Source organism: Christiangramia sediminicola (assembly GCF_031344135.1).
Lineage (GTDB): Bacteria > Bacteroidota > Bacteroidia > Flavobacteriales > Flavobacteriaceae > Christiangramia > Christiangramia sediminicola.
Window position 1 is genome coordinate 538,442 of the sequence record NZ_JAVJIU010000003.1, and the last position, 19,245, is coordinate 557,686.

The following is a 19,245-nucleotide window of genomic DNA, read 5'->3' on the forward strand; positions in this document are numbered from 1 at the left end:
AATTTAAATGTATTTGGGAGACTTCCTCAATAAAGATGCTCCCAATTCACATTGTAAACATTTATTCAAATTACAATATTCATTTTTCAACTGCAATAAGGCTTGTGAATCCATTGCGTTTGAAGCTATTTCGGGCTTAAGTTCTTCAAACAAATTTACTATCGAATTCTTTTCAGGCCTAACAGAACTTATAAGCTGGAAGATCTCCTCCTCATTATCTTCACCGATAAATTTATAATAGCAATGCTTAATGGGAACTATACAATTGATTACCAGCAGATCTATAAATGATTTGCTTAGACACTTTGGTCTTGCTTTATGACTTTTACTGAAATTATAATGAGTCTTCCAGTAATCTGACATATTCACTACTAAAATTTCTCTTATTTCTTCCAGATAAGAAGCCTGCATAAGATCTGAAAACAATTGTTTTCGTGTAGAAAATAGAGCAGCTAACTGAGCTAATCTTATCGTAGGGAAATTATCAGGACGTAATCTGAAGAATCTAGGTTGATCAATGAAACTTTTTTCAAGTGAATATTTATGTCGTAAGAAGTCATATGCTGTTTGCAGTTCAGCTCCATATTTATCAGTAGCCTTTATTAATCCTGCTTGCCCTAAAAGCAAAGCTTCGAGAGCAAATTGATCATGAGATAATTTCTGAATTATTTTAAAATCGATATTCGTTGCCATGTTGGCAAACGACTCAGCATTTATCTTTGAGCCAAAGCTTTTAGCCAGCATGATAAAAAGAACCGCATCCCAATTATTCCCGGTTTTCTTTAGTAACTGAAATATCTCATCAGATTTTCTCTCAAGTCTTTCAAAATATAATCTTTCAAGCCAATGATCTACCTGGAAAGTTGAAAATAGAGCAAAATCATTCTCACAATTTATCTTTAAATGATCTTTTTCGAGTAGATTTTTATACTGGTTCAACAATTCCTCCGGCACCCTATTTTTTAGTTCAAGGCAGGGAATTTCAGAATTATCCTTTCGATACACTTCAACATCATGTTCCCAAACTACGTGGAGAATTACATTATCATAAGAAGAATCTGTTTCGTGATTATGAAAATACCAGTCCGAAGACTTCAAATGCATTTCCACATTTCCAGCCCATAATTGATCGCCTATTTGAATTTTAGCATTGAAGAAATCTGGACCCGACAGATCATTCTGCGATCCTGGATTCAGGATTTTTAAAGGTTCATTTCCGGTGGTTAAAATTAACTCCGATTCAAATTTCTGAAACTTCCAGAGATGATATAAAAATTCTTCTTTCACTCATCTAATGTATCAATTTAACCAATTGAAAATTAGACGATAAAAAATAAATTATGGTAATTTTTCGGCCACCTGATTCACGATCTGGTCTACCCAGTATTGATACATTAAACCACTAGGATGCAGGCCATCACTCGCTACCAGATCAGGATTGTTTTTCGCGTCTCTGGAGATTGGAGTAATATTATAAAAAGGAACATTGAATTCATCTGCTACCCTTTTGAAAACCTCGTTAAATCTATCGATCTCTGCACTAATCCTTTCCTGGTTTGCAGAGCCAAACGGAGTGTATCCATAATCTGGAATGCTTACTGCAAAAACTCCTTTTTCCATGGTTTTAGAATGATTCACCGCTTTATTGAAGATAGTTCTAAGGTCATCTTCATATTCAGTTATCGGCTTTCCCTGATATTGATTATTCACTCCAATAAGAATGGAGACAATATCAAAATCTCTCTGAATATTCAATTCGCTTTCCATACCTCTTAAAAGATCTTCCGTGGTCCATCCCGTTTTGGCAATGATCTTTGGAGCTGCCATCTTATAACCTCTTTCACGTAATTGTTCAGCAAGTTGAACCGGCCAGCGTTCTGTCTCCATGACACTTTCACCAATAGTGTAGGAATCACCTAATGCGAGATAAGAAAATTTAGGATCTTCCGGTTCCTGATTGTCCTGAACGTCTAAAGTTGAACTACAGGAGAATAGAATTAAGCTTAAAAAGAGAAAGTAGATTTTTTTCATAATTATCATTTGAGCCCTGAAAATAGAATATTTGAAGTTATTCTGAAATAAAAGCTTTGAGTTTAGCCTTTTCTTAGCATAAAAAAGCTCCACCAAACAATGGCAGAGCTCTCTTATTTTGATTTATATTTATTATCTAAGCTTCTTCTTTTCTGAATTTTGGATTAATAAACAGTTCCCCGTTCTTCAATTTGCTCCAGTAAGTTTTCATATCTCCCCTTACTTCAGAAGACATTATATAAAGCCCTATAATATTAGGGAAAGACATTGCCAGGATCATCATATCTGAAAAACTTAAAACAGCACCAAGGCTTACCGAGGCACCTACAACTACAAATAGTAGAAACAATACCTTGTAAATGATCTCAGACTTTTTGCTTTGTCCAAACAGGTAGGTCCAGGATCTCATTCCATAGTACGACCAGGAGACCATCGTGGAAAATGCAAATAGAAATACGGCTAATGCGAGTATAGCAGGAAACCAGGAGATCACACTTCCAAAGGCATCTGCTGTTAGTTCTACTCCTTGCATACCACCTTCAACTTCATGCATCCCAGTGAATATTAATACCAATGCAGTCATCGTACAAACCACCATAGTATCAATAAACGGCTCAACCAGGGAGGTAAATCCATCTGCGATTGGATTTTCAGTTTTGGTTGCACTATGGGCGATCGCGGCAGAACCAACTCCGGCTTCACTTGAGAAGGCAGCCCTTTGCAAACCAATGATAAGGACACCGATAAATCCACCTTTCATGGCACTGGCAGATAAAGCACCATTGAAAATTGCAGAAAAAGCGCCCCCAATATTTTCAAAATTTACTCCAATAACCACTGCACAACCAAGTATATAAATAATCGCCATAACTGGCACCACCTTACTTGTCACTCTGGCTATACTATTGATACCTCCAAGAATAACCACTCCAACAAGAAGTGCGAAACCAATACCAAACCAGAAACCATAACCCTGTAAAAACGGAAGCTGTTCAGATACAATTTTAAAAGCCTGGTTAGACTGTATCATATTTCCTCCTCCAAAAGAAGCCCCGATTCCTAAAACCGCAAATAAGCCGGCAAGAAATTTACCCAGGCCTTTCATATTCCTTTTCTCAAGACCATAACGAAGGTAGTTCATTGGTCCACCGAAAATTCGTCCGTCTTCATGGATCTTACGATACTTAACCCCTAGCGTACATTCTGTAAACTTAAGAGACATCGCGAAGAATCCAGCAGTGAACATCCAGAAGGTTGCGCCTGCTCCTCCCAGGGAAATCGCAACTGCAACTCCGGCAATATTACCCAGGCCAACAGTTGCAGAAACAGCCGTGGCCATTGCCTGGAAGTGCGTAATGGTTCCGGGAGCATCAGGATTATCAAATTTTCCCTTTGCAAGCTCTAATGAATGTTTGAAACCACGAATATTTACAAATCCTAACCGAAGAGTAAAGAAGATACTCCCCAGTATTAACCATATTACAATAAATGGAATTGAATTTTCCCTAACCTCCCCATTTGGATGATGTAAAGGTTGAGGATCATCATATTTAACCTTTGCAATCATATGAGCATTTTGCTCAATAACATCTTCTTTATCGTTGGGATTAAAAATCTCTCCTCCTTCCGGAACCAGGTAAGTTACTTTTCCGGAGGCATCTGAAAAAACCTCGGTTTCTTCACCTTTATCTGTTTGAACAATGGCTATTTTATCACCTTCTTTAACCGAAGCTCCTTCCTTTACCAGCCATTTTTTAAGACTATATATATCCTTGGTAGTAGCATCCCAGCTAGGAACAGGAATTTCTTTTTGCTCTGTATAAACTACCGGGTCGTAAATACCTACGGCTGCAAAAGGATCCCAGAAAAGAATTCCTCCTAAGAAATCTACCGCAGGCTGAACTTTACTATTAAAGATTTCGGTGATGGATTTCGCCGTAATATTGAAATCCTTTTTAACTGATGCTCCTTTAGAATCTGTAACTGTAACAGAGTAATCGAGGCCTTCTATTAGGCCTTTTGCCTTATTTGAATCCAGAGCAACACTTTGCTTACTCCATTTGTAATCGTAAGGTGGTTCACCTCCTTTAACCTGAACGCGGGTCTCGCCATCATTGATCTCACGGGTAGGATTAATAAGTTTTAAAGAAACCTCCAGGTCTGAAGATTCCTTTTTCTCGTTTTGTGCATTTACACAAAACGTCATTAAAAAAAATAAGCTGGTGAATAACCAATAGTTCTTTACCATATAATTTGAATTTAATTAAACTATAAGGACCAGATCAATTAGGGTATTTACTCAATATAACCCATCTTCCTCATCCAGTCATCATTGTACATTTTTCCAACATACCTGCTTCCGTGGTCATGGAATAACACTACTACCACATCATCTTTTTTGAAATGTTCCTTTAGCTGAAGTAAGCCCTTTGCAGCAGCTCCCGCACTATTGCCTAAAAAGAATCCTTCTTCCTTAGAAAGTTTTTGTGTATAAACAGCCGCATCCTTGTCGGTCACTTTTGTGAATCCATCTATGACATCAAAATCTACATTTTTTGGCAGGATATCTTCGCCAATTCCTTCAGTTACGTATGGATAGATCTCTTTTTCGTCGAAAATTCCAGTCTCGTGATATTTTTTGAAGACTGAACCATACGTATCAATTCCCCAAACTTTAATATTCGGATTCTGCTCCTTTAAATATTTTCCAACGCCAGAGATCGTTCCTCCAGTTCCTACTCCCACTACAAAATGGGTAACTTTCCCATCGGTTTGTTTCCAGATCTCAGGTCCTGTGGTTTCGTAATGTGCCTGGCGATTAGCAAGATTATCGTACTGGTTCACATACCATGAATTCGGGGTTTCTTCAGCAAGTCTTTTTGAAGTAGAATAATAAGAACGTGGATCTTCAGGTTCCACATCGGTAGGACATACAATCACTTCACTGCCAACAGCCCTTAAAATATCCATTTTTTCTTTACTCTGCTTGTCGCTGAGTACACAGATCATCTTGTAACCTTTTACAATTGCCACAAGAGCAAGGCCCATCCCTGTATTTCCTGAAGTTCCTTCAATAATAGTTCCTCCCGGTTTTAAAAGACCTTTATTTTCAGCATCTTCCACCATCTTCACGGCCATTCTATCTTTCACAGAATTACCAGGATTAAAGGTTTCATATTTTGCCAGTACGAGCGCATCGATCTCCTCAACGATCTTATTCATCTTCACCAAAGGAGTATTTCCAATCGTACCTAATATATTTTCAGCGTATTCCATTTTCAAATTTTAAGACTGCAAAGGTAAAAAATCCTGAAGCCTTAAACCAAGGAATGGAGTTGCTTATATTCTGGTTGGAAAATTTACTCGAACTTAATCGCTTTTACTGGAGATATTTTTGAAATGATCACAGATGGAATCAATAACATCATCATACATAGGATCAATGTGCCAACATTTACGGCTAGAATAAAGTCCCAATTGAGGTAGATAGGGACTTCGGTTACATAATACGTCCGTGGATCGAGTGGTATTAATTTGAAGTATTTTTGAAGCGCGAGAATGCCGATACCAATCAAATTTCCCCAGAAAAGCCCTAGGATAATTAGGTAACCAGCATTATATAAAAAGATCTTACGTATGCTCCAATCGGCAGCACCAAGACCTTTTAAAATACCAATCATTTGTGTTCGTTCCAATATAAGAACCAACAAAGCGGTGATCATATTGATACCTGAAACAAGGATCATGATCCCGATAATTAAAGCAATATTAAAATCGAATAGCGAAAGCCATTCGAAAATGGAATAGTATTTCTGACTTATAGTTTGAGTGTCAAGAAAAGATCCTGTGTTCTCATAAACCTCATTCCCTTTTTGGTCAAGCTCATCAAAATTTTCTACGAATACCTCAAAATTTCCAACCTGGTCATCTTCCCATTTATTGATTCGTTGAATGTGTCTTAAATCGGCAACCAGATATAACTCATCAAATTCCTGAAAACCGGATTCATAAATACCGGTGATTTCAAATCCCCGGGCAATAGGCCGTTCGCTGTCTTCACGCAAAAAGTAGGTTGGCACACGATCTCCAACCTTTAATTGCAGGCGATTGGCGAGATATTGAGAAATAAGGATCTGGTCGTTTAAATCACTAGAGAAATCAGGAAGTTTTCCATCTATCAAAAATTCAGCGAAATATTCCCAGTTATAATCATCACCAACTCCTTTTACTATAATTCCTTCGAAATCATCTTCAGTTCTAATAACGGCAAATTTAGTGGCAACCGCCTGAACGTGTTTGATCCCTTCAACCGAAATAAATTCAGGATAAAAATCCTGGTCTTTGGACACCGGAATCAGGGAAACCTTGGAGCTATTATTGTCGTAACTGGATATATTAATGTGTCCGTTGAAAGCAGCGATCTTATCACGAATCTTTTCCTGCAAACCCAGACCGGTTGCAAAAGAAACAAGCATCATAATAACACCAATGGCGATCGCCGTGATCGCTATTTTTATTATAGGTGCAGATATGCTACTTTTATATTTTTTAGTGCTGATTAAGCGCTTTACAACGAAATACTCGAAATTCAATATCCTATGATTAAGAGATTGCTCAAAAGTACATTTTTATTCTTTCTTATTGGAATTCTTTCCTGCGGAAACACCAATAAGCAATCTGAAATTCAAACTGAAGAGGTTGCGGTAGAAAAACAGGAACAGCCCGAAATTGGAGAAATCATTACCGGAGCCAATCTTACTGAAAAATACCTGCCCTTACTGAAAAATAAAAAAGTTGGAATCGTAGGGAATCAGACTTCAGTGATTAAAACTGAAAATAGAAAGTTTACACATCTTGTTGATTCTTTACTGCAGCTCGAGATAAATATTAAGAAGGTTTTTGCTCCGGAACATGGTTTTCGCGGTACTGCTGATGCTGGAGAAGTTGTTAAGAATGGACTTGACACAAAAACCGGATTACCCGTAATTTCACTTTATGGTGATCAGAAAAAGCCGTCTGCAGAATCATTGAAAAACATAGATATAATGGTGTTTGATATTCAGGATGTAGGCGCTAGATTCTATACTTATATTTCGTCGCTGCATTATATAATGGAAGCCTGTGCAGAAAATAATATCCCATTATTGATCCTGGACAGACCAAATCCTAACGGATATTACATTGACGGACCCATCCTCGAACTGGAAAATCAAAGTTTCGTGGGTATGCATCCAGTGCCCGTGGTTCACGGAATGACAATTGGTGAATATGCAAAAATGATCAATGGAGAGAAATGGTTAAAAAATGGGATTCAATGTGAGTTAAAAATAATTGTAATGTCTAATTACAATCATAATAGATCGTATTCTTTACCAATAAAACCTTCTCCGAATTTGCCTAATGACCGATCTATAAATCTGTATCCAAGCCTGTGCTTCTTTGAAGGGACTAATGTTAATGCAGGCCGGGGAACTAATGATCAGTTTCAGGTATTTGGATCACCTTTTTTAAATAAGGAATATTATAGCTATTCTTACACACCAGAACCTATGGATGGTGCTAAATATCCAAAGCATTCCGGGAAAATATGTTATGGGGAAAATTTGACAAATTCAGATACCCTTGATCAACTTAATTTAGAATGGCTAATAAAAGCCTATCAGAATACTTCTGATAAATCCGAGTTCTTCATTCCTTTTTTCACCAATTTGGCGGGTACGAAAAAACTTCAGGAAAAGATTGAAAAAGGTATGAGCGAAAAGGAAATAAAAGCTACATGGGCCTCAGATCTGGAAAAATTTAAAACAATAAGAAGCAAATATTTGATTTACCAATAAAAACTAATGCAGGAATTCTTTCTTACTCTTTTCAAATTACTCGTACTTACGTTTACCGTGTTAATGGCTATTCATGCCTACAAAAGTGATATGAGTCCGACCGCCAAAATTTTATGGATCACAGGAATGTTTCTGGCTCCACTTCTTGGAGCTACGCTATATTATATTTCAGATCACGGTAAATATTAATGTTTTATCCGTCGTTTCATCTCTTCCACAATATTAAAAGCGGCGGGACATACAGCGGTATTTCGGATAGTTATAGTAGAAATCTTATGAAAATCCTTTCGATCTGTATGTGGATATTCTCTGCAGGCTTTTGGCCTTTTATCATAAACAGAACAATAATTATCTGCTCCTAAAAACGGACAGGGAACCTGCTGCAGAACATAATCGTTCTCCTCATCCATTCTTAAATACTGATCTATAAATTCACCTGGTTTCATTCTGAAATGCTTGGCGATCCGTTCAATATCTTTTTGGGTAAAAAGAGGTCCTGTGGTTTTGCAGCAATTGGCACAGGTTAAACAATCGGTTCTGGAGAATTCATCCTCATGCAATTCCACCATTAATGAATCAAGGTCTTTTGGCGGTCTTTTCTTTAGCTTGGAAAAGAACTTTCTATTCTCCTTCTTCTTATCTTTGGCCTTTTCAGGTAAACTCTTAAGAATTTCTTCCATTGGACAAAAGTAAGGATATATTCGGCACGGCGATTAAAGCTTATTACAACGAAAATGATAATACAGATATTTCTGTTCATTCACCAGATTTTGATGATGATATAATTCCTGTTGATTACCTTTTCAGAAGTCTGGAAGAAATGCCCTTGATAGAAAGAACAGCCATAAAATCAAGCTCCGGAAAAGTTCTTGATGTTGGTTGCGGTGCCGGAAGCCATGCCCTGGAACTTCAGAAAAATCGGGATTTGGAAATTCATGCTATTGATACTTCTGAAGGTGCCATTGAAATTGCAAAGATGCGAGGAGTTTCTAACGCAGAAACGAAAGATTTTTTCCAGATTAAGAATGAAGAATATGATACTATTCTTTTGCTGATGAATGGGAGTGGTATTATAGGTAAACTGGAAAACCTCGATGCTTTTTTTACGCATTGCAGGACTCTGCTAAAAGAGAATGGACAAGTTCTTATGGATTCTTCAGATCTCATTTATCTTTTCGATGATGAAGATATCCCAGATGATAATTATTATGGTGAACTTCAATTTAGAATTAGTTATAAAGGATTAGAATCAGACGAATTTGACTGGTTATATATAGATCCTGAAAGGTTAAAAATATCGGCAGAACAAAATGGTTTTCAATTTGAGATCATTGAAAAGGGTGAAAATCATGATTACCTGGCGAAACTAACTTTACAGTCATAATAATTAGGTCTTTAGGTTTTCTAACAAAGCTTAAACAACTCACAACCACTATTTTTCCTATTTTTGCCACAATCCACAAAATTCATCATGATTAAATTGAAGAGATTATTAGTTTTTATTTTTTCTGTTACGCTTATAGCATCCTGTACGAAGGATGATCCAAATTCAGGTGGAGGCGGTTCTATAGACCGTACTGCCAACCTTAAAAGTCTTGGTACATCAGCCTCAGATCTGTTAAGCGATATGACTTTTACCTCTTTAAATATAGAGATGGTATACGTTGAGGGAAACAAACCAACAGATGAAGGAATAGCAAAATTTCAAAGTTTCCTGGAATCAAGAATTTATAAGCCAGACGGTATTCAAATTAATATTAGATCTGTAAACTCATCTGGAAAGGCTCCATTTGCTGTTGAAGAGATCGTAGAAATTGAGAAAGATGAGCGTACAGCTTATAACGTGGGAGATGAAATCGCTGTTTACATCTATTTTGCTGATGGTAGTAACGAAAAAGACACTAATGAGAAGTTTGTACTTGGTTCTGCCTATAGAAATACATCTATGGTGATCTACGAAAAAACTATAAGAGAATTTGCCAGCAGACCGGGAGCTCCTAATAGAGCTACGATAGAAGCAGCAACTTTAAATCACGAATTTGGCCATTTATTCGGACTCGTTGATCTTGGAACTACACCAGTTTCAAATCATGAGGATCCAGATAATGAAGGCCACTGTGTAACTGAAGGTTGTCTTATGAGAGCGTCAATTGAATTTGGAAGCGGAGTGATTAATTTAATTGACGGTAGCGGAGTTCCTAACCTTGATGATGCCTGTATTGAAGATCTTCAATCGGTAGGTGGAAAATAATCAACAAGAAATATTAATAAAAAAGCCGGCGTAATTGCCGGCTTTTTTAATTTATTGAATAGTTCTAAAACTATTGAAATGTATCTGGATCTAAATAATCTGGTATTCCATTATCATTCGCATCTGGAAAACTAATAGTTCCATCTTCATTTATAATGATCTCATCTCTGGTTGGTGTTCCGTCACCATCGTCATCTGGATCTGAAACATTTGGCAAACCGTTTTCATCTGAATCGTCATTTAAAACATCTTTATCTCCGTCAAGGTCTTCCATATAAGATGGAACCCCATCATTATCATGATCTGCCTCTCTAGCTATATACAAACTAAACTGAAACAGGATTGGGGAATAAGAAGGTATACCTGGTCTAGCCTGGTTGAAATAACCAAGCCCTGAAGGAACAAAAACTGCTCCAATACCATAATCATTATTCCAGTTGATTGTATTGTCTGAATTTACCGAATAACCACTCGCCCCACCAAATTCTAGAAGTGCAGCTTGATATCCTTTAATCACACCAGGCGCTACACCTCCCTGACTTCTGGAAAAATAAGGAGACAAATTTAACCAGGTTGGAGTTTTAAGTCTGCTATCAAAATTATTCCCATTTAATAGCTCTCCAGAATAAGTTACAAAAGTGGAATCGGCGAAAGTTGGTTTCGCACCTACTCCTTCGCGAACCTTAAGAACATAAAGTTGTTGATCTACACCTTCAGAATTTACAGTTTTCGTTATAAGTCCATCTGAATCTATAATCGGAGTTTTGTCTGCATTATCACCTGCGATTGTATCAAATCTAATAACGTAATCGAAGTCTTCAGATGGATTCTCAAATTCTTCGTAATTATAAAAGTGTGTGGAAAGATATTCCACAAGGTCCTGATCATCCTCGATAGCCTGTTCTCCCCTATCTCTTAAAGTTACAGGAAGGATATCGTCATCATCCTTATCACATGAAAAAACAAGAAAAGCCGTAAGGCAAATCAGTAAAAGTTTGTTTATTCTCATCAGAATTCTATTTTGGAGCCGCAAGATACAATAATCTTGTATTTTTGCTCAATATTGAACGCTGAATTGGAGGTCAAATTATGAGAGTTGATAAGTTTTTATGGTGTATTAGATATTTTAAGACCCGAAGTATTGCAACGAATGCATGTAAGCAAGGAAAAGTGAGGCTTGAAGAGGAAATCCTGAAACCTTCAAAAGATGTATTTCCGGGCGATAAATTGAGAGTGCGAAAGAACCAGATCAATTACGAGATAGAGATCCTTGATCTTCCCAAAAGTCGCGTTGGTGCAAAACTGGTAAATCTCTATGTTCATGATATAACTCCAAAGGAGGCATTTGAAAAACTAGACCTGCTGAAATATTCAAAGGATTATTATCGTAAAAAAGGTACCGGAAGACCCACCAAAAAAGACAGACGTGATATTGATGACTGGTTTGAGAATGCCAGTGATGATGTAACCGATAAACCTGAAAAGAAGGATGAATAAAGATTTCTGGTCATCTAGATACAAAGAAGGTAATACTGGCTGGGATATTGGCCACATCTCTACCCCTATCAAGGAGTATATAGATCAATTAGAAAATAAAGACTTAAAAATTCTCATTCCCGGAGCAGGGAATTCATACGAGGCTGAATATCTTTTCAAAGAAGGTTTTAAAAATATCTGGATCTGTGATATTGCTCAGGAACCAATCAAAAACCTTAAAAAAAGACTTCCAGAATTCCCCGATGAAAATATAATCCAGGGAGACTTTTTTGACATTACTGAAAAGTTTGATCTCATCCTGGAGCAAACATTTTTCTGTGCCTTACCAGTTGAATTAAGACCGGAATACGCAAAAAAAACTTCAGAACTACTTCATGATCCAGGAAAGCTATGTGGAGTTCTTTTCAACTTCGAATTGAAACCGGATGGACCTCCATTTGGCGGAAGCAAAGAAGAATATTTAAAGTATTTTAGCCCGTACTTCAAAATTGATATTTTAGAGGCTTGTTACAATTCCATAAAACCCAGACAGGGTAATGAATTGTTTTTTAAATTCAGCAAAAAATAAAAGATGAAAGATCATCACCCAATTTTAGACCAGCAGCAAATCAAGCATAAGATACGCCGAATTGCTTATCAGATTTATGAAAGTAATGTTGACGAAACCGAGATCATTATAGCTGGTATTGCGAAGAATGGTTACGTTCTTGCTGAAAAGCTGGTAAAGGAACTAAATGATATTTCACCTTTAAAAACCACGATTTGTAAGGTCGAGATCGATAAAAAAAATCCGCTTGGTCCTATTGAAACCTCACTTTCGGCCGAGGATTACCAGGATAAATCTATCATCCTCGTAGATGATGTATTAAATTCTGGAACCACATTGATCTATGGAGTTAGACATTTTCTTGAAGTCCCATTAAAACAATTCAAAACCGCTGTTCTCGTAGACCGGAATCATAAGAAATATCCCGTAAAAGCTGATTTTAAAGGGATTTCATTATCTACTTCCCTTAGTGAAACTGTAAAAGTTATTTTTGAGAAAAATAAAGAGCGAGTAGAACTATCCTAATTTTTCCTGTATCTCGGTAATTATTTCATCTGCCGATTTCGTATTGCAATCAAGGATATATTCACTTTGGTTGTAATAGAAGCCGCGTTCAAAAAGATGCTTTCGTATGAATTCTTCCAGTTTTTCACGATCCTCAAGGTGAGAGATCATTGGTCTGTGTGATTTTTCCTGTTCCAGCCTGTTCGTTAAATTCTCGATATTTAGCTTTAAATACACAGAAGTCGAATCCTTAGCATTTTTGATAAGATCCATATTATTGCCATAGCACGGAGTACCGCCACCTAAAGAAATAACTAGATTTTCTGGAGATGAAGTCATTTCTTCCAGAACCTTTCGTTCCAGTTTTCGAAAATAGATCTCTCCTTTTTTTTCAAAAATTTCAGAAATTTTAGAATTTTCTCTTTTTTCGATTTCTTCATCAAAATCTATAAAATCTTGCTCAATTCTTTCTGCTAATCGCTTTCCTATATAAGATTTTCCGGAACCCATATATCCCAGTAGAAATATTTTCATTGTGTAATCTGCTTAAAATGAGATAAAGGCAAAACTATGATAAAATTATACCAATTTAGGCTTGAAATATAAATTAATGAATGTATATTTGCACCCGCATTCGCAAAACGACGGATGCTTTTTATTGATCTGGTAGCTCAGTTGGTAGAGCATCTCCCTTTTAAGGAGAGGGTCCTGGGTTCGAGCCCCAGCCAGATCACTAAACAAGTTCAAAAATTGATTTTGTTCTAGATCTGGTAGCTCAGTTGGTAGAGCATCTCCCTTTTAAGGAGAGGGTCCTGGGTTCGAGCCCCAGCCAGATCACTACTAAGTTCTACACCGGATTTATTCCGGTTTTTTATTACCAGCTTATGGAGCTCTAATCCATGACTCACCCGGGTGCTGGAATTGGTAGACAGGCATGGTTGAGGGCCATGTGTCCTTAGGGCGTGCGGGTTCAAGTCCCGCTCCGGGTACTACTTTCTCAAAGTATTATATTTTTCAAGTTAATTTACTCTCCAATGCAAGGAGATTTTTTTGTTCCAAACTTAATTTGTTTAATTATTTAACCATTACATTAAACAATTTAACATTTCAATAATTAGGTTAAGATCTATAATTGTTTAGATTTGTTTAACTCCTATAATTAATCATGGAACATATAAAGCAAAATTTCAGTATTAAAGATCTGGAACACCTTAGTGGTATTAAGGCTCACACCATTAGAATCTGGGAAAAAAGATATGATATTCTCACGCCAGAACGAACTGATACCAATATTAGAACTTATAACGGAGACAATCTTCAGAAGCTATTAAACATCGCATTTTTAAATAGTCATGGCTATAAGATTTCTCGAATTTCAAAAATGGAGGAGACCGAGATCACTAACCTGGTGAAAAGAATTTCTGCTTCCTCCAGCGAAGAAAACAGGGCTAGGAATTCATTTAAGCTCGCCATGATGAATTTTGATGATCGGTTATTCCAGCGAACCTATAATAAGCTTAGAGAGAAAAAAGATTTCAGCGAGGTTTTCCATGATGTATTTCTGCCTCTATTAGAGGAAATAGGTATGCTTTGGCAAACTGACACTATAAAACCCATACACGAACACTACATTGTAGAGCTGATCAAACAAAAGATCTATATTAATATTGCTGAATTAAAATCTGAAGTTCTCAATAACCAGGATGAAAAACTATATGTTCTCTTTCTGCCAGACAATGAGATTCATGATGTAGGAATTCTTTACTTAAATTATGAATTATTGAACGCTGGAAAGAATGCAATTTATTTGGGTCCAAGTTTACCTTTAGATAATATGGATTACCTGATGAAAATCCATGACAACCTTATTTTCGTAAGTTATCTTACCATATCCCCTGTAAATACCGATATTCAGGAATTCATTGAAGATTTTCAGGAAAAAGTATGTCAGGAAAAAAATCATGAATTTCATTTATTCGGACAGAGAACCAAAGAGATAAATAAAGATAAATTATCAGCCAATATTAAAGTACAACATTCAATTTCTGAATTCATCAATCAACTATAAGCCGCCCCAATGCCCCAAAAAATAATTATAATAGGATCTGGTTTCTCTGCTCTTGCTGCGTCATGTTATCTGGCAAAGTCAGGATACCAGGTAGAAGTTTTTGAAAAAAATAGCAGCGTTGGAGGGAGAGCGCGGCAATTAAAAAAAGATGGTTTTACATTTGATATCGGGCCAACCTGGTACTGGATGCCAGATGTCTTTGAAAGATTCTTTTCAGACTTCGGAAAAAAACCATCAGATTACTATGCTCTGGAAAAATTAGATCCTGCATATCAGGTCTACTTTGGTAAAGATGAATCTGTAACTATTCCAGGCTCATTAGAGGAGATCTATGACAGTTTTGAACAGGAAGAAGCAGGTAGTTCCAAAAGTCTAAGAAAGTTCATATCGAAGGCTAAGGATAATTATGATATTGCTATTAAAGATCTTGTATATAGACCAGGTGTATCGCCTATGGAATTAATAACTCCTGAAACAGCGAAACGGCTGGGTAGATTTTTTACAAATATTAGCAGTGATGTAAGAAGTGAATTCTCTAATAATAAATTAAGACAGATCCTGGAATTCCCGGTTTTATTCCTGGGCGCAAAACCAAGCGATACACCAGCCTTTTACAGCTTTATGAATTATGCCGATTTTGGTCTTGGAACCTGGCATCCGGTTGGTGGCATGTATAAAGTAATTGAAGGTATTAGGGATCTGGCGGAATCATTAGGTGTTAAATTCCACCTTAATTCAGCAGTAGATAAGATCGTTACTGAAAAAGGAAAGGCTAAAGGAATTTCGATTAATGGAAATACTTATGATGCAGATATTGTGCTTTCAGGAGCCGATTATCATCATTCGGAACAACTTTTAAAACCTGAACTTAGACAATACTCAGAGAAATACTGGAAAAATAAGACCTTCGCCCCTTCTTCGCTCCTCTTCTATGTTGGATTTGATAAAAAGATCAAAAATGTTTCACACCACACCCTCTTTTTCGATTCAAGTTTTGAAGAGCATGCTAAGAATATTTATGATGATCCAAAATGGCCGGAAAATCCATTATTCTATGCAAGTTTCCCTTCAATAACAGATAATACCTGTGCTCCAGAAGGTAAGGAAGCTGGAATTTTTTTGATTCCACTGGCACCAGATCTTGAGGATACCGAGGAGCTAAGAGAACATTATTTTAATATTATCCTAGACCGTTTTGAAAAACTTACCGGTCAGGAATTAAAAACAAATATTATATTTAAAGAATCCTTCTGCGTGAAAGATTTTAAAGAAGCCTATAATTCCTACAAAGGTAACGCATATGGAATGGCTAATACGCTTTTCCAGACGGCATTTTTAAGACCTAAATTAAGAAGTAAAAAAGTTGACCAACTCTATTTTACGGGACAATTAACCGTTCCAGGTCCGGGTGTACCACCTTCCCTAATTTCAGGGAAGCTTGCTGCGGGACTGATTGAGAAATATGAAAAAAATTAATATGAAAGCTATCTTTGACCTAGTTTCCAGAGAGTGCAGTAAGACCGTAACCAATTCTTACAGCACATCCTTTTCCCTGGCTACTAAAATGCTTGCCCCTTCTATAAGGCAGGATATTTACAACATTTATGGTTTCGTTCGGTTTGCAGACGAGATCGTTGATACATTCCACGATTACGATAAAGAAAAACTTTTTCAGGATTTCGAAGGCGATCTATACAAGGCAATAGATTCCAAAATTTCTTTGAATCCTATTCTGAATTCATTTCAGGAAACAGTACATAAATATTCTATAGATAAAGAATTGTATGATTCATTTATGGATAGCATGCGATTAGACCTTCATAAGTCTGAATATCTAACCATGGAAGAATACAAACAGTATATTTACGGAAGTGCCGATGTTGTTGGTCTTATGTGTCTGAAAGTTTTTGTAAAAGGAGATCAGAAAAAATATGATGAACTAAAGGAATCTGCGATGAGTCTTGGTTCTGCTTTTCAAAAAGTGAATTTCTTGCGTGATCTAAAAGCAGATTATGAAGATCTGAGTAGAAGTTATTTTCCAAACGTAGATCTTTCAGAATTGAATGAGGTGAATAAAGAGCAGATCATCAAAGAGATTGAAGATGATTTTCATAAAGGCCTTAAAGGTATTGCCCATTTACCTGTAGAAGCTAAATTTGGAGTTTATACAGCATATATTTATTATAGAAAGCTGTTACAAAAATTGAAGAGAATACCTTCGCTGGAAATTAGAAAGCGAAGAGTCAGGGTTCCGAATTATGAAAAAGCCGGACTTCTTTGTAAGTCTTATATTTCATACAGATTGAATCTTATTTAAAAGAATAGAGTGATGAATGTTATTTTATGGATTGTGGTATTTCTGGGAACCTTCATGATGATGGAAGGGATGGCCTGGTTTACACACAAATATGTAATGCATGGTTTTCTTTGGAAGTTGCACAAAGATCACCATAGAAAAGATCATAGCAGCTGGTGGGAACGAAACGACCTTTTCTTCGTTTTTTATGCACTGGTAAGTATTGGGTGTTTCCTGCTTTGGAGATATGAAGATGTATGGATTGGTTTACCAATTGGTCTGGGGATTCTTGCTTATGGGATCACTTACTTTACCGTGCATGATATTTTCATCCATCAGCGTTTTAAGTTGTTTAGAAATGCAAATAATAAATACGCCAAAGGAATAAGAAGAGCACACAAAATGCATCACAAACATCTGGGAAAGGATGATGGTGAATGCTTCGGAATGCTTTTCGTACCTTTTAAATACTTCAAGAAATAATCAAATTCCCTACAAAATGATAACTCCAGATTATTACTACGTCATTGTTGGTGGTGGTCTGGCCGGACTTCAACTTGCCTTAAGAATAAATAGAGATCTATTTTTTAAGGGTAAGAAGATCGCGATTATTGAACCTTCAGATAAATCTGAAAATGATAAGACCTGGTGTTTCTGGGAAGAAGGCCGCGGCAACTGGGATCATTTAATCTCCAGGGAATGGAAAAGAGGAAAATTTATTTCTTCCGAAGTTTCCGAAGATCTGGATTTAAAACCATACTCTTATAAAATGCTGAATTCCCTTGATTTTTACGATCATGTAAAAGCCGAGCTGGAATCTTCAGACGATATATTTTTTATTCAGGATAAGATCACACGAATTGACCAGGTAACAAGAACTGCCCTCGGTGAAAATGCGAAGTACACGGCTACTCATTTTTTTGATAGCAGACCTCCGTCGGAATTTGAAAACGATGAAAAATGCGCGGTCATCTATCAACATTTCAAAGGAATTAAGATCAAAACCGAAAATGCCCATTTTGATCCTGAAGTCTTTACAATGATGGATTACCGGATTAAATATAAAGAAAGCACTTGCTTTACCTACATTCTTCCTACCTCCAAAAACGAAGCGCTGGTAGAATTCACTTTTTTCACTCCTTATCTTACTGAAGAAGCGGTTTACGATAATAAGCTGGAAGAATACATCCGTGATATATTAAATATTAAAAATTACGAAATTATAGAGTCAGAAAAAGGAGTAATTCCAATGACCGATTATCCATTCCATAAATTCAATACAGATTATCTTACCAGAATTGGCACTGCTGGTGGCTGGGTGAAAGCATCTTCTGGTTATTCATTTAAAAATACTGAAACTAAGGTGGAGCAACTAATCGATAATATCAAAAGTGGATTAAGACCTTCAGCCAATCTCATGAATAAAAAATTTCAGCGGTACGATGCTATTTTTCTAGATGTATTAGAAAAACGTAATGATCTTGGAGAATCCCTTTTCACGAAATTCTATACGAAGAATTCCATTCAGGATATTTTCAGGTTTCTGGATGAAGAAACAAGTTTTTCTGAAGAATTAAAGATTATGATGTCACTTTATCATCCTCAATTCCTGAAATCCTTTTTCAAAAAGATCTGATCTATTCTGCGATCAACTTATCCAGTGTCTGCCTGAAGCTATCACTATTCCAATCGGCAGAACCTACTTTATCTACCACGATACTTCCATCTTTTGAGATCACATAAGTTGTTGGCAGGGTTCGTCCATCCATCGGCTCTGGAGCTTTGGTCAGCATTTTATAGGAAGGCAGCGTAAAACGTTTTCTTTTCATATAACCATCAACAGTTTCATGCTGTTCTCCTGAAACAAAAAGAAAAGTCGCTTTATTTCCATAATCTTCATATAGTTCCTGAAAGCTAGGCATTTCTGCAATACAGGGTGGGCACCAGGTGGCCCAGAAATTTACAATAACAACCTCTCCTTCAAATTCTGAAAATTCCGTTCGTTTTCCTCGTACATTTTCCAACACCCAGTTATAATCAGCTATTTTCTTACGATCATCTTCATCATTTACTGAAGGTGCAAAAGAGATGAGCTTATTTACAAAGATCTGGATAGGCTTTCTGGTTTGCGGAATTACCATTGCCAGAACGATCACGATAATTATAATATTAGACCACTGATTTTTGAATAGCTTCATAATTCTGGAGACAAAA

General features: G+C 36.6%; 21 protein-coding genes and 3 tRNA genes. 15 read left to right on the forward strand and 9 right to left on the reverse strand.

All coding sequences use genetic code 11. The features are described 5' to 3' along the window. Positions 1-3 precede the first annotated feature (3 nt). The 5 genes from RE431_RS09765 to RE431_RS09785 form a co-directional block, all read right to left on the reverse strand. Positions 4-1,287 (reverse strand): DUF2851 family protein, encoded by a 1,284-nt coding sequence (locus tag RE431_RS09765; protein WP_309561792.1) that lies wholly within the window; start codon positions 1,285-1,287, stop codon positions 4-6. 51 nt (positions 1,288-1,338) lie between these two features. Then, the gene (locus RE431_RS09770; protein WP_309561793.1) at positions 1,339-2,031 is read right to left on the reverse strand and encodes an SGNH/GDSL hydrolase family protein; all 693 of its coding nucleotides are present in this window, start codon (positions 2,029-2,031) and stop codon (positions 1,339-1,341) included. Positions 2,032-2,167: 136 nt separating this feature from the next. Beyond that, positions 2,168-4,279, reverse strand: coding sequence for an amino acid carrier protein (locus RE431_RS09775; protein WP_309561794.1), 2,112 nt, complete (start codon positions 4,277-4,279; stop codon positions 2,168-2,170). A gap of 47 nt (positions 4,280-4,326) precedes the next feature. After that, positions 4,327-5,307, reverse strand: a complete 981-nt coding sequence (locus RE431_RS09780; RefSeq protein WP_309561795.1) for a PLP-dependent cysteine synthase family protein — start codon at positions 5,305-5,307, stop codon at positions 4,327-4,329. A gap of 83 nt (positions 5,308-5,390) precedes the next feature. Beyond that, a complete protein-coding gene (locus RE431_RS09785) occupies positions 5,391-6,623 on the reverse strand; it encodes an ABC transporter permease (RefSeq protein WP_309561796.1) in 1,233 nt (410 codons plus the stop codon). A 6-nt stretch (positions 6,624-6,629) separates the two neighbouring features. Between RE431_RS09785 and RE431_RS09790 the strand changes: the two genes are divergently transcribed. Together RE431_RS09790 and RE431_RS09795 are read left to right on the forward strand one after the other, a co-directional pair. Beyond that, positions 6,630-7,868, forward strand: a complete 1,239-nt coding sequence (locus RE431_RS09790; RefSeq protein ID WP_309561797.1) for an exo-beta-N-acetylmuramidase NamZ family protein — start codon at positions 6,630-6,632, stop codon at positions 7,866-7,868. A gap of 6 nt (positions 7,869-7,874) precedes the next feature. After that, positions 7,875-8,057, forward strand: a complete 183-nt coding sequence (locus tag RE431_RS09795; RefSeq protein WP_309561798.1) for a PLD nuclease N-terminal domain-containing protein — start codon at positions 7,875-7,877, stop codon at positions 8,055-8,057. On the opposite strand, the gene RE431_RS09800 is transcribed toward RE431_RS09795, so the two are convergent. Further along, positions 8,054-8,548, reverse strand: coding sequence for a YkgJ family cysteine cluster protein (locus RE431_RS09800; protein ID WP_309561799.1), 495 nt, complete (start codon positions 8,546-8,548; stop codon positions 8,054-8,056). The genes RE431_RS09795 and RE431_RS09800 overlap by 4 nt on opposite strands. Here RE431_RS09800 and RE431_RS09805 point away from each other — a divergent pair. Together RE431_RS09805 and RE431_RS09810 are read left to right on the forward strand one after the other, a co-directional pair. Next, positions 8,548-9,252, forward strand: a complete 705-nt coding sequence (locus RE431_RS09805; RefSeq protein WP_309561800.1) for a class I SAM-dependent methyltransferase — start codon at positions 8,548-8,550, stop codon at positions 9,250-9,252. The genes RE431_RS09800 and RE431_RS09805 overlap by 1 nt on opposite strands. A gap of 87 nt (positions 9,253-9,339) precedes the next feature. Continuing rightward, complete coding sequence (locus RE431_RS09810) at positions 9,340-10,119, forward strand: hypothetical protein (RefSeq protein WP_309561801.1); 780 nt, start codon at positions 9,340-9,342, stop codon at positions 10,117-10,119. A 70-nt stretch (positions 10,120-10,189) separates the two neighbouring features. Here RE431_RS09810 and RE431_RS09815 read toward each other — a convergent pair whose 3' ends face one another. After that, a complete protein-coding gene (locus tag RE431_RS09815) occupies positions 10,190-11,128 on the reverse strand; it encodes an FKBP-type peptidyl-prolyl cis-trans isomerase (protein WP_309561802.1) in 939 nt (312 codons plus the stop codon). Between the two features lie 80 nt (positions 11,129-11,208). Between RE431_RS09815 and RE431_RS09820 the strand changes: the two genes are divergently transcribed. Genes RE431_RS09820 through RE431_RS09830 form a run of 3 tightly spaced genes read left to right on the forward strand, consistent with a single transcriptional unit; the run spans position 11,209 to position 12,688 of the window. Then, a complete protein-coding gene (locus RE431_RS09820; RefSeq protein WP_309561803.1) occupies positions 11,209-11,616 on the forward strand; it encodes an RNA-binding S4 domain-containing protein in 408 nt (135 codons plus the stop codon). After that, positions 11,609-12,184, forward strand: coding sequence for a class I SAM-dependent methyltransferase (locus tag RE431_RS09825; protein WP_309561804.1), 576 nt, complete (start codon positions 11,609-11,611; stop codon positions 12,182-12,184). Before RE431_RS09820 ends, RE431_RS09825 begins: the two co-directional genes overlap by 8 nt. 3 nt (positions 12,185-12,187) lie before the next feature. Then, the gene (locus RE431_RS09830) at positions 12,188-12,688 is read left to right on the forward strand and encodes a phosphoribosyltransferase family protein (protein WP_309561805.1); all 501 of its coding nucleotides are present in this window, start codon (positions 12,188-12,190) and stop codon (positions 12,686-12,688) included. On the opposite strand, the gene RE431_RS09835 is transcribed toward RE431_RS09830, so the two are convergent. After that, on the reverse strand, positions 12,680-13,201 hold the full coding sequence (locus RE431_RS09835) for a shikimate kinase (RefSeq protein WP_309561806.1): 522 nt from the start codon (positions 13,199-13,201) through the stop codon (positions 12,680-12,682). The two genes, RE431_RS09830 and RE431_RS09835, sit on opposite strands and share 9 nt — an antisense overlap. Before the next feature lie 126 nt (positions 13,202-13,327). Here RE431_RS09835 and RE431_RS09840 point away from each other — a divergent pair. The 8 genes from RE431_RS09840 to RE431_RS09875 all read left to right on the forward strand — a co-directional run bounded on the left by RE431_RS09840 (position 13,328) and on the right by RE431_RS09875 (position 18,667). Continuing rightward, positions 13,328-13,400 (forward strand) — tRNA-Lys (locus RE431_RS09840). Positions 13,401-13,431: 31 nt separating this feature from the next. After that, positions 13,432-13,504, forward strand: a tRNA-Lys gene (locus tag RE431_RS09845). A gap of 69 nt (positions 13,505-13,573) precedes the next feature. Then, positions 13,574-13,656: transfer RNA gene (locus RE431_RS09850), tRNA-Leu, on the forward strand. A gap of 176 nt (positions 13,657-13,832) precedes the next feature. Further along, positions 13,833-14,735 (forward strand): MerR family transcriptional regulator, encoded by a 903-nt coding sequence (locus RE431_RS09855; RefSeq protein WP_309561807.1) that lies wholly within the window; start codon positions 13,833-13,835, stop codon positions 14,733-14,735. A gap of 9 nt (positions 14,736-14,744) precedes the next feature. After that, positions 14,745-16,211 carry a phytoene desaturase family protein gene (locus RE431_RS09860; RefSeq protein ID WP_309561808.1) on the forward strand — a complete coding sequence of 489 codons (1,467 nt, stop codon included), beginning with the start codon at positions 14,745-14,747 and terminating at the stop codon, positions 16,209-16,211. A gap of 1 nt (position 16,212) precedes the next feature. Beyond that, on the forward strand, positions 16,213-17,052 hold the full coding sequence (locus RE431_RS09865; RefSeq protein WP_309561809.1) for a phytoene/squalene synthase family protein: 840 nt from the start codon (positions 16,213-16,215) through the stop codon (positions 17,050-17,052). 12 nt (positions 17,053-17,064) lie between these two features. Next, a complete protein-coding gene (locus RE431_RS09870) occupies positions 17,065-17,514 on the forward strand; it encodes a sterol desaturase family protein (RefSeq protein ID WP_309561810.1) in 450 nt (149 codons plus the stop codon). Between the two features lie 16 nt (positions 17,515-17,530). Then, complete coding sequence (locus RE431_RS09875) at positions 17,531-18,667, forward strand: lycopene cyclase family protein (protein WP_309561811.1); 1,137 nt, start codon at positions 17,531-17,533, stop codon at positions 18,665-18,667. A gap of 1 nt (position 18,668) precedes the next feature. Here the strand turns inward: RE431_RS09875 and RE431_RS09880 are convergent, their stop codons facing one another. Further along, on the reverse strand, positions 18,669-19,229 hold the full coding sequence (locus RE431_RS09880) for a TlpA family protein disulfide reductase (protein WP_309561812.1): 561 nt from the start codon (positions 19,227-19,229) through the stop codon (positions 18,669-18,671). Positions 19,230-19,245: the final 16 nt, after the last annotated feature.

Coding starts and splice junctions, on each gene's coding strand:
- RE431_RS09770 (WP_309561793.1), bottom strand. CDS start 2,031: ATGAAAAAAATCTACTTTCTCTTTTTAAGCTTAATTCTATTCTCCTGT.
- RE431_RS09775 (WP_309561794.1), bottom strand. CDS start 4,279: ATGGTAAAGAACTATTGGTTATTCACCAGCTTATTTTTTTTAATGACG.
- RE431_RS09780 (WP_309561795.1), bottom strand. CDS start 5,307: ATGGAATACGCTGAAAATATATTAGGTACGATTGGAAATACTCCTTTG.
- RE431_RS09790 (WP_309561797.1), top strand. CDS start 6,630: ATGATTAAGAGATTGCTCAAAAGTACATTTTTATTCTTTCTTATTGGA.
- RE431_RS09795 (WP_309561798.1), top strand. CDS start 7,875: ATGCAGGAATTCTTTCTTACTCTTTTCAAATTACTCGTACTTACGTTT.
- RE431_RS09800 (WP_309561799.1), bottom strand. CDS start 8,548: ATGGAAGAAATTCTTAAGAGTTTACCTGAAAAGGCCAAAGATAAGAAG.
- RE431_RS09810 (WP_309561801.1), top strand. CDS start 9,340: ATGATTAAATTGAAGAGATTATTAGTTTTTATTTTTTCTGTTACGCTT.
- RE431_RS09815 (WP_309561802.1), bottom strand. CDS start 11,128: ATGAGAATAAACAAACTTTTACTGATTTGCCTTACGGCTTTTCTTGTT.
- RE431_RS09820 (WP_309561803.1), top strand. CDS start 11,209: ATGAGAGTTGATAAGTTTTTATGGTGTATTAGATATTTTAAGACCCGA.
- RE431_RS09825 (WP_309561804.1), top strand. CDS start 11,609: ATGAATAAAGATTTCTGGTCATCTAGATACAAAGAAGGTAATACTGGC.
- RE431_RS09830 (WP_309561805.1), top strand. CDS start 12,188: ATGAAAGATCATCACCCAATTTTAGACCAGCAGCAAATCAAGCATAAG.
- RE431_RS09835 (WP_309561806.1), bottom strand. CDS start 13,201: ATGAAAATATTTCTACTGGGATATATGGGTTCCGGAAAATCTTATATA.
- RE431_RS09855 (WP_309561807.1), top strand. CDS start 13,833: ATGGAACATATAAAGCAAAATTTCAGTATTAAAGATCTGGAACACCTT.
- RE431_RS09860 (WP_309561808.1), top strand. CDS start 14,745: ATGCCCCAAAAAATAATTATAATAGGATCTGGTTTCTCTGCTCTTGCT.
- RE431_RS09865 (WP_309561809.1), top strand. CDS start 16,213: ATGAAAGCTATCTTTGACCTAGTTTCCAGAGAGTGCAGTAAGACCGTA.
- RE431_RS09870 (WP_309561810.1), top strand. CDS start 17,065: ATGAATGTTATTTTATGGATTGTGGTATTTCTGGGAACCTTCATGATG.
- RE431_RS09875 (WP_309561811.1), top strand. CDS start 17,531: ATGATAACTCCAGATTATTACTACGTCATTGTTGGTGGTGGTCTGGCC.
- RE431_RS09880 (WP_309561812.1), bottom strand. CDS start 19,229: ATGAAGCTATTCAAAAATCAGTGGTCTAATATTATAATTATCGTGATC.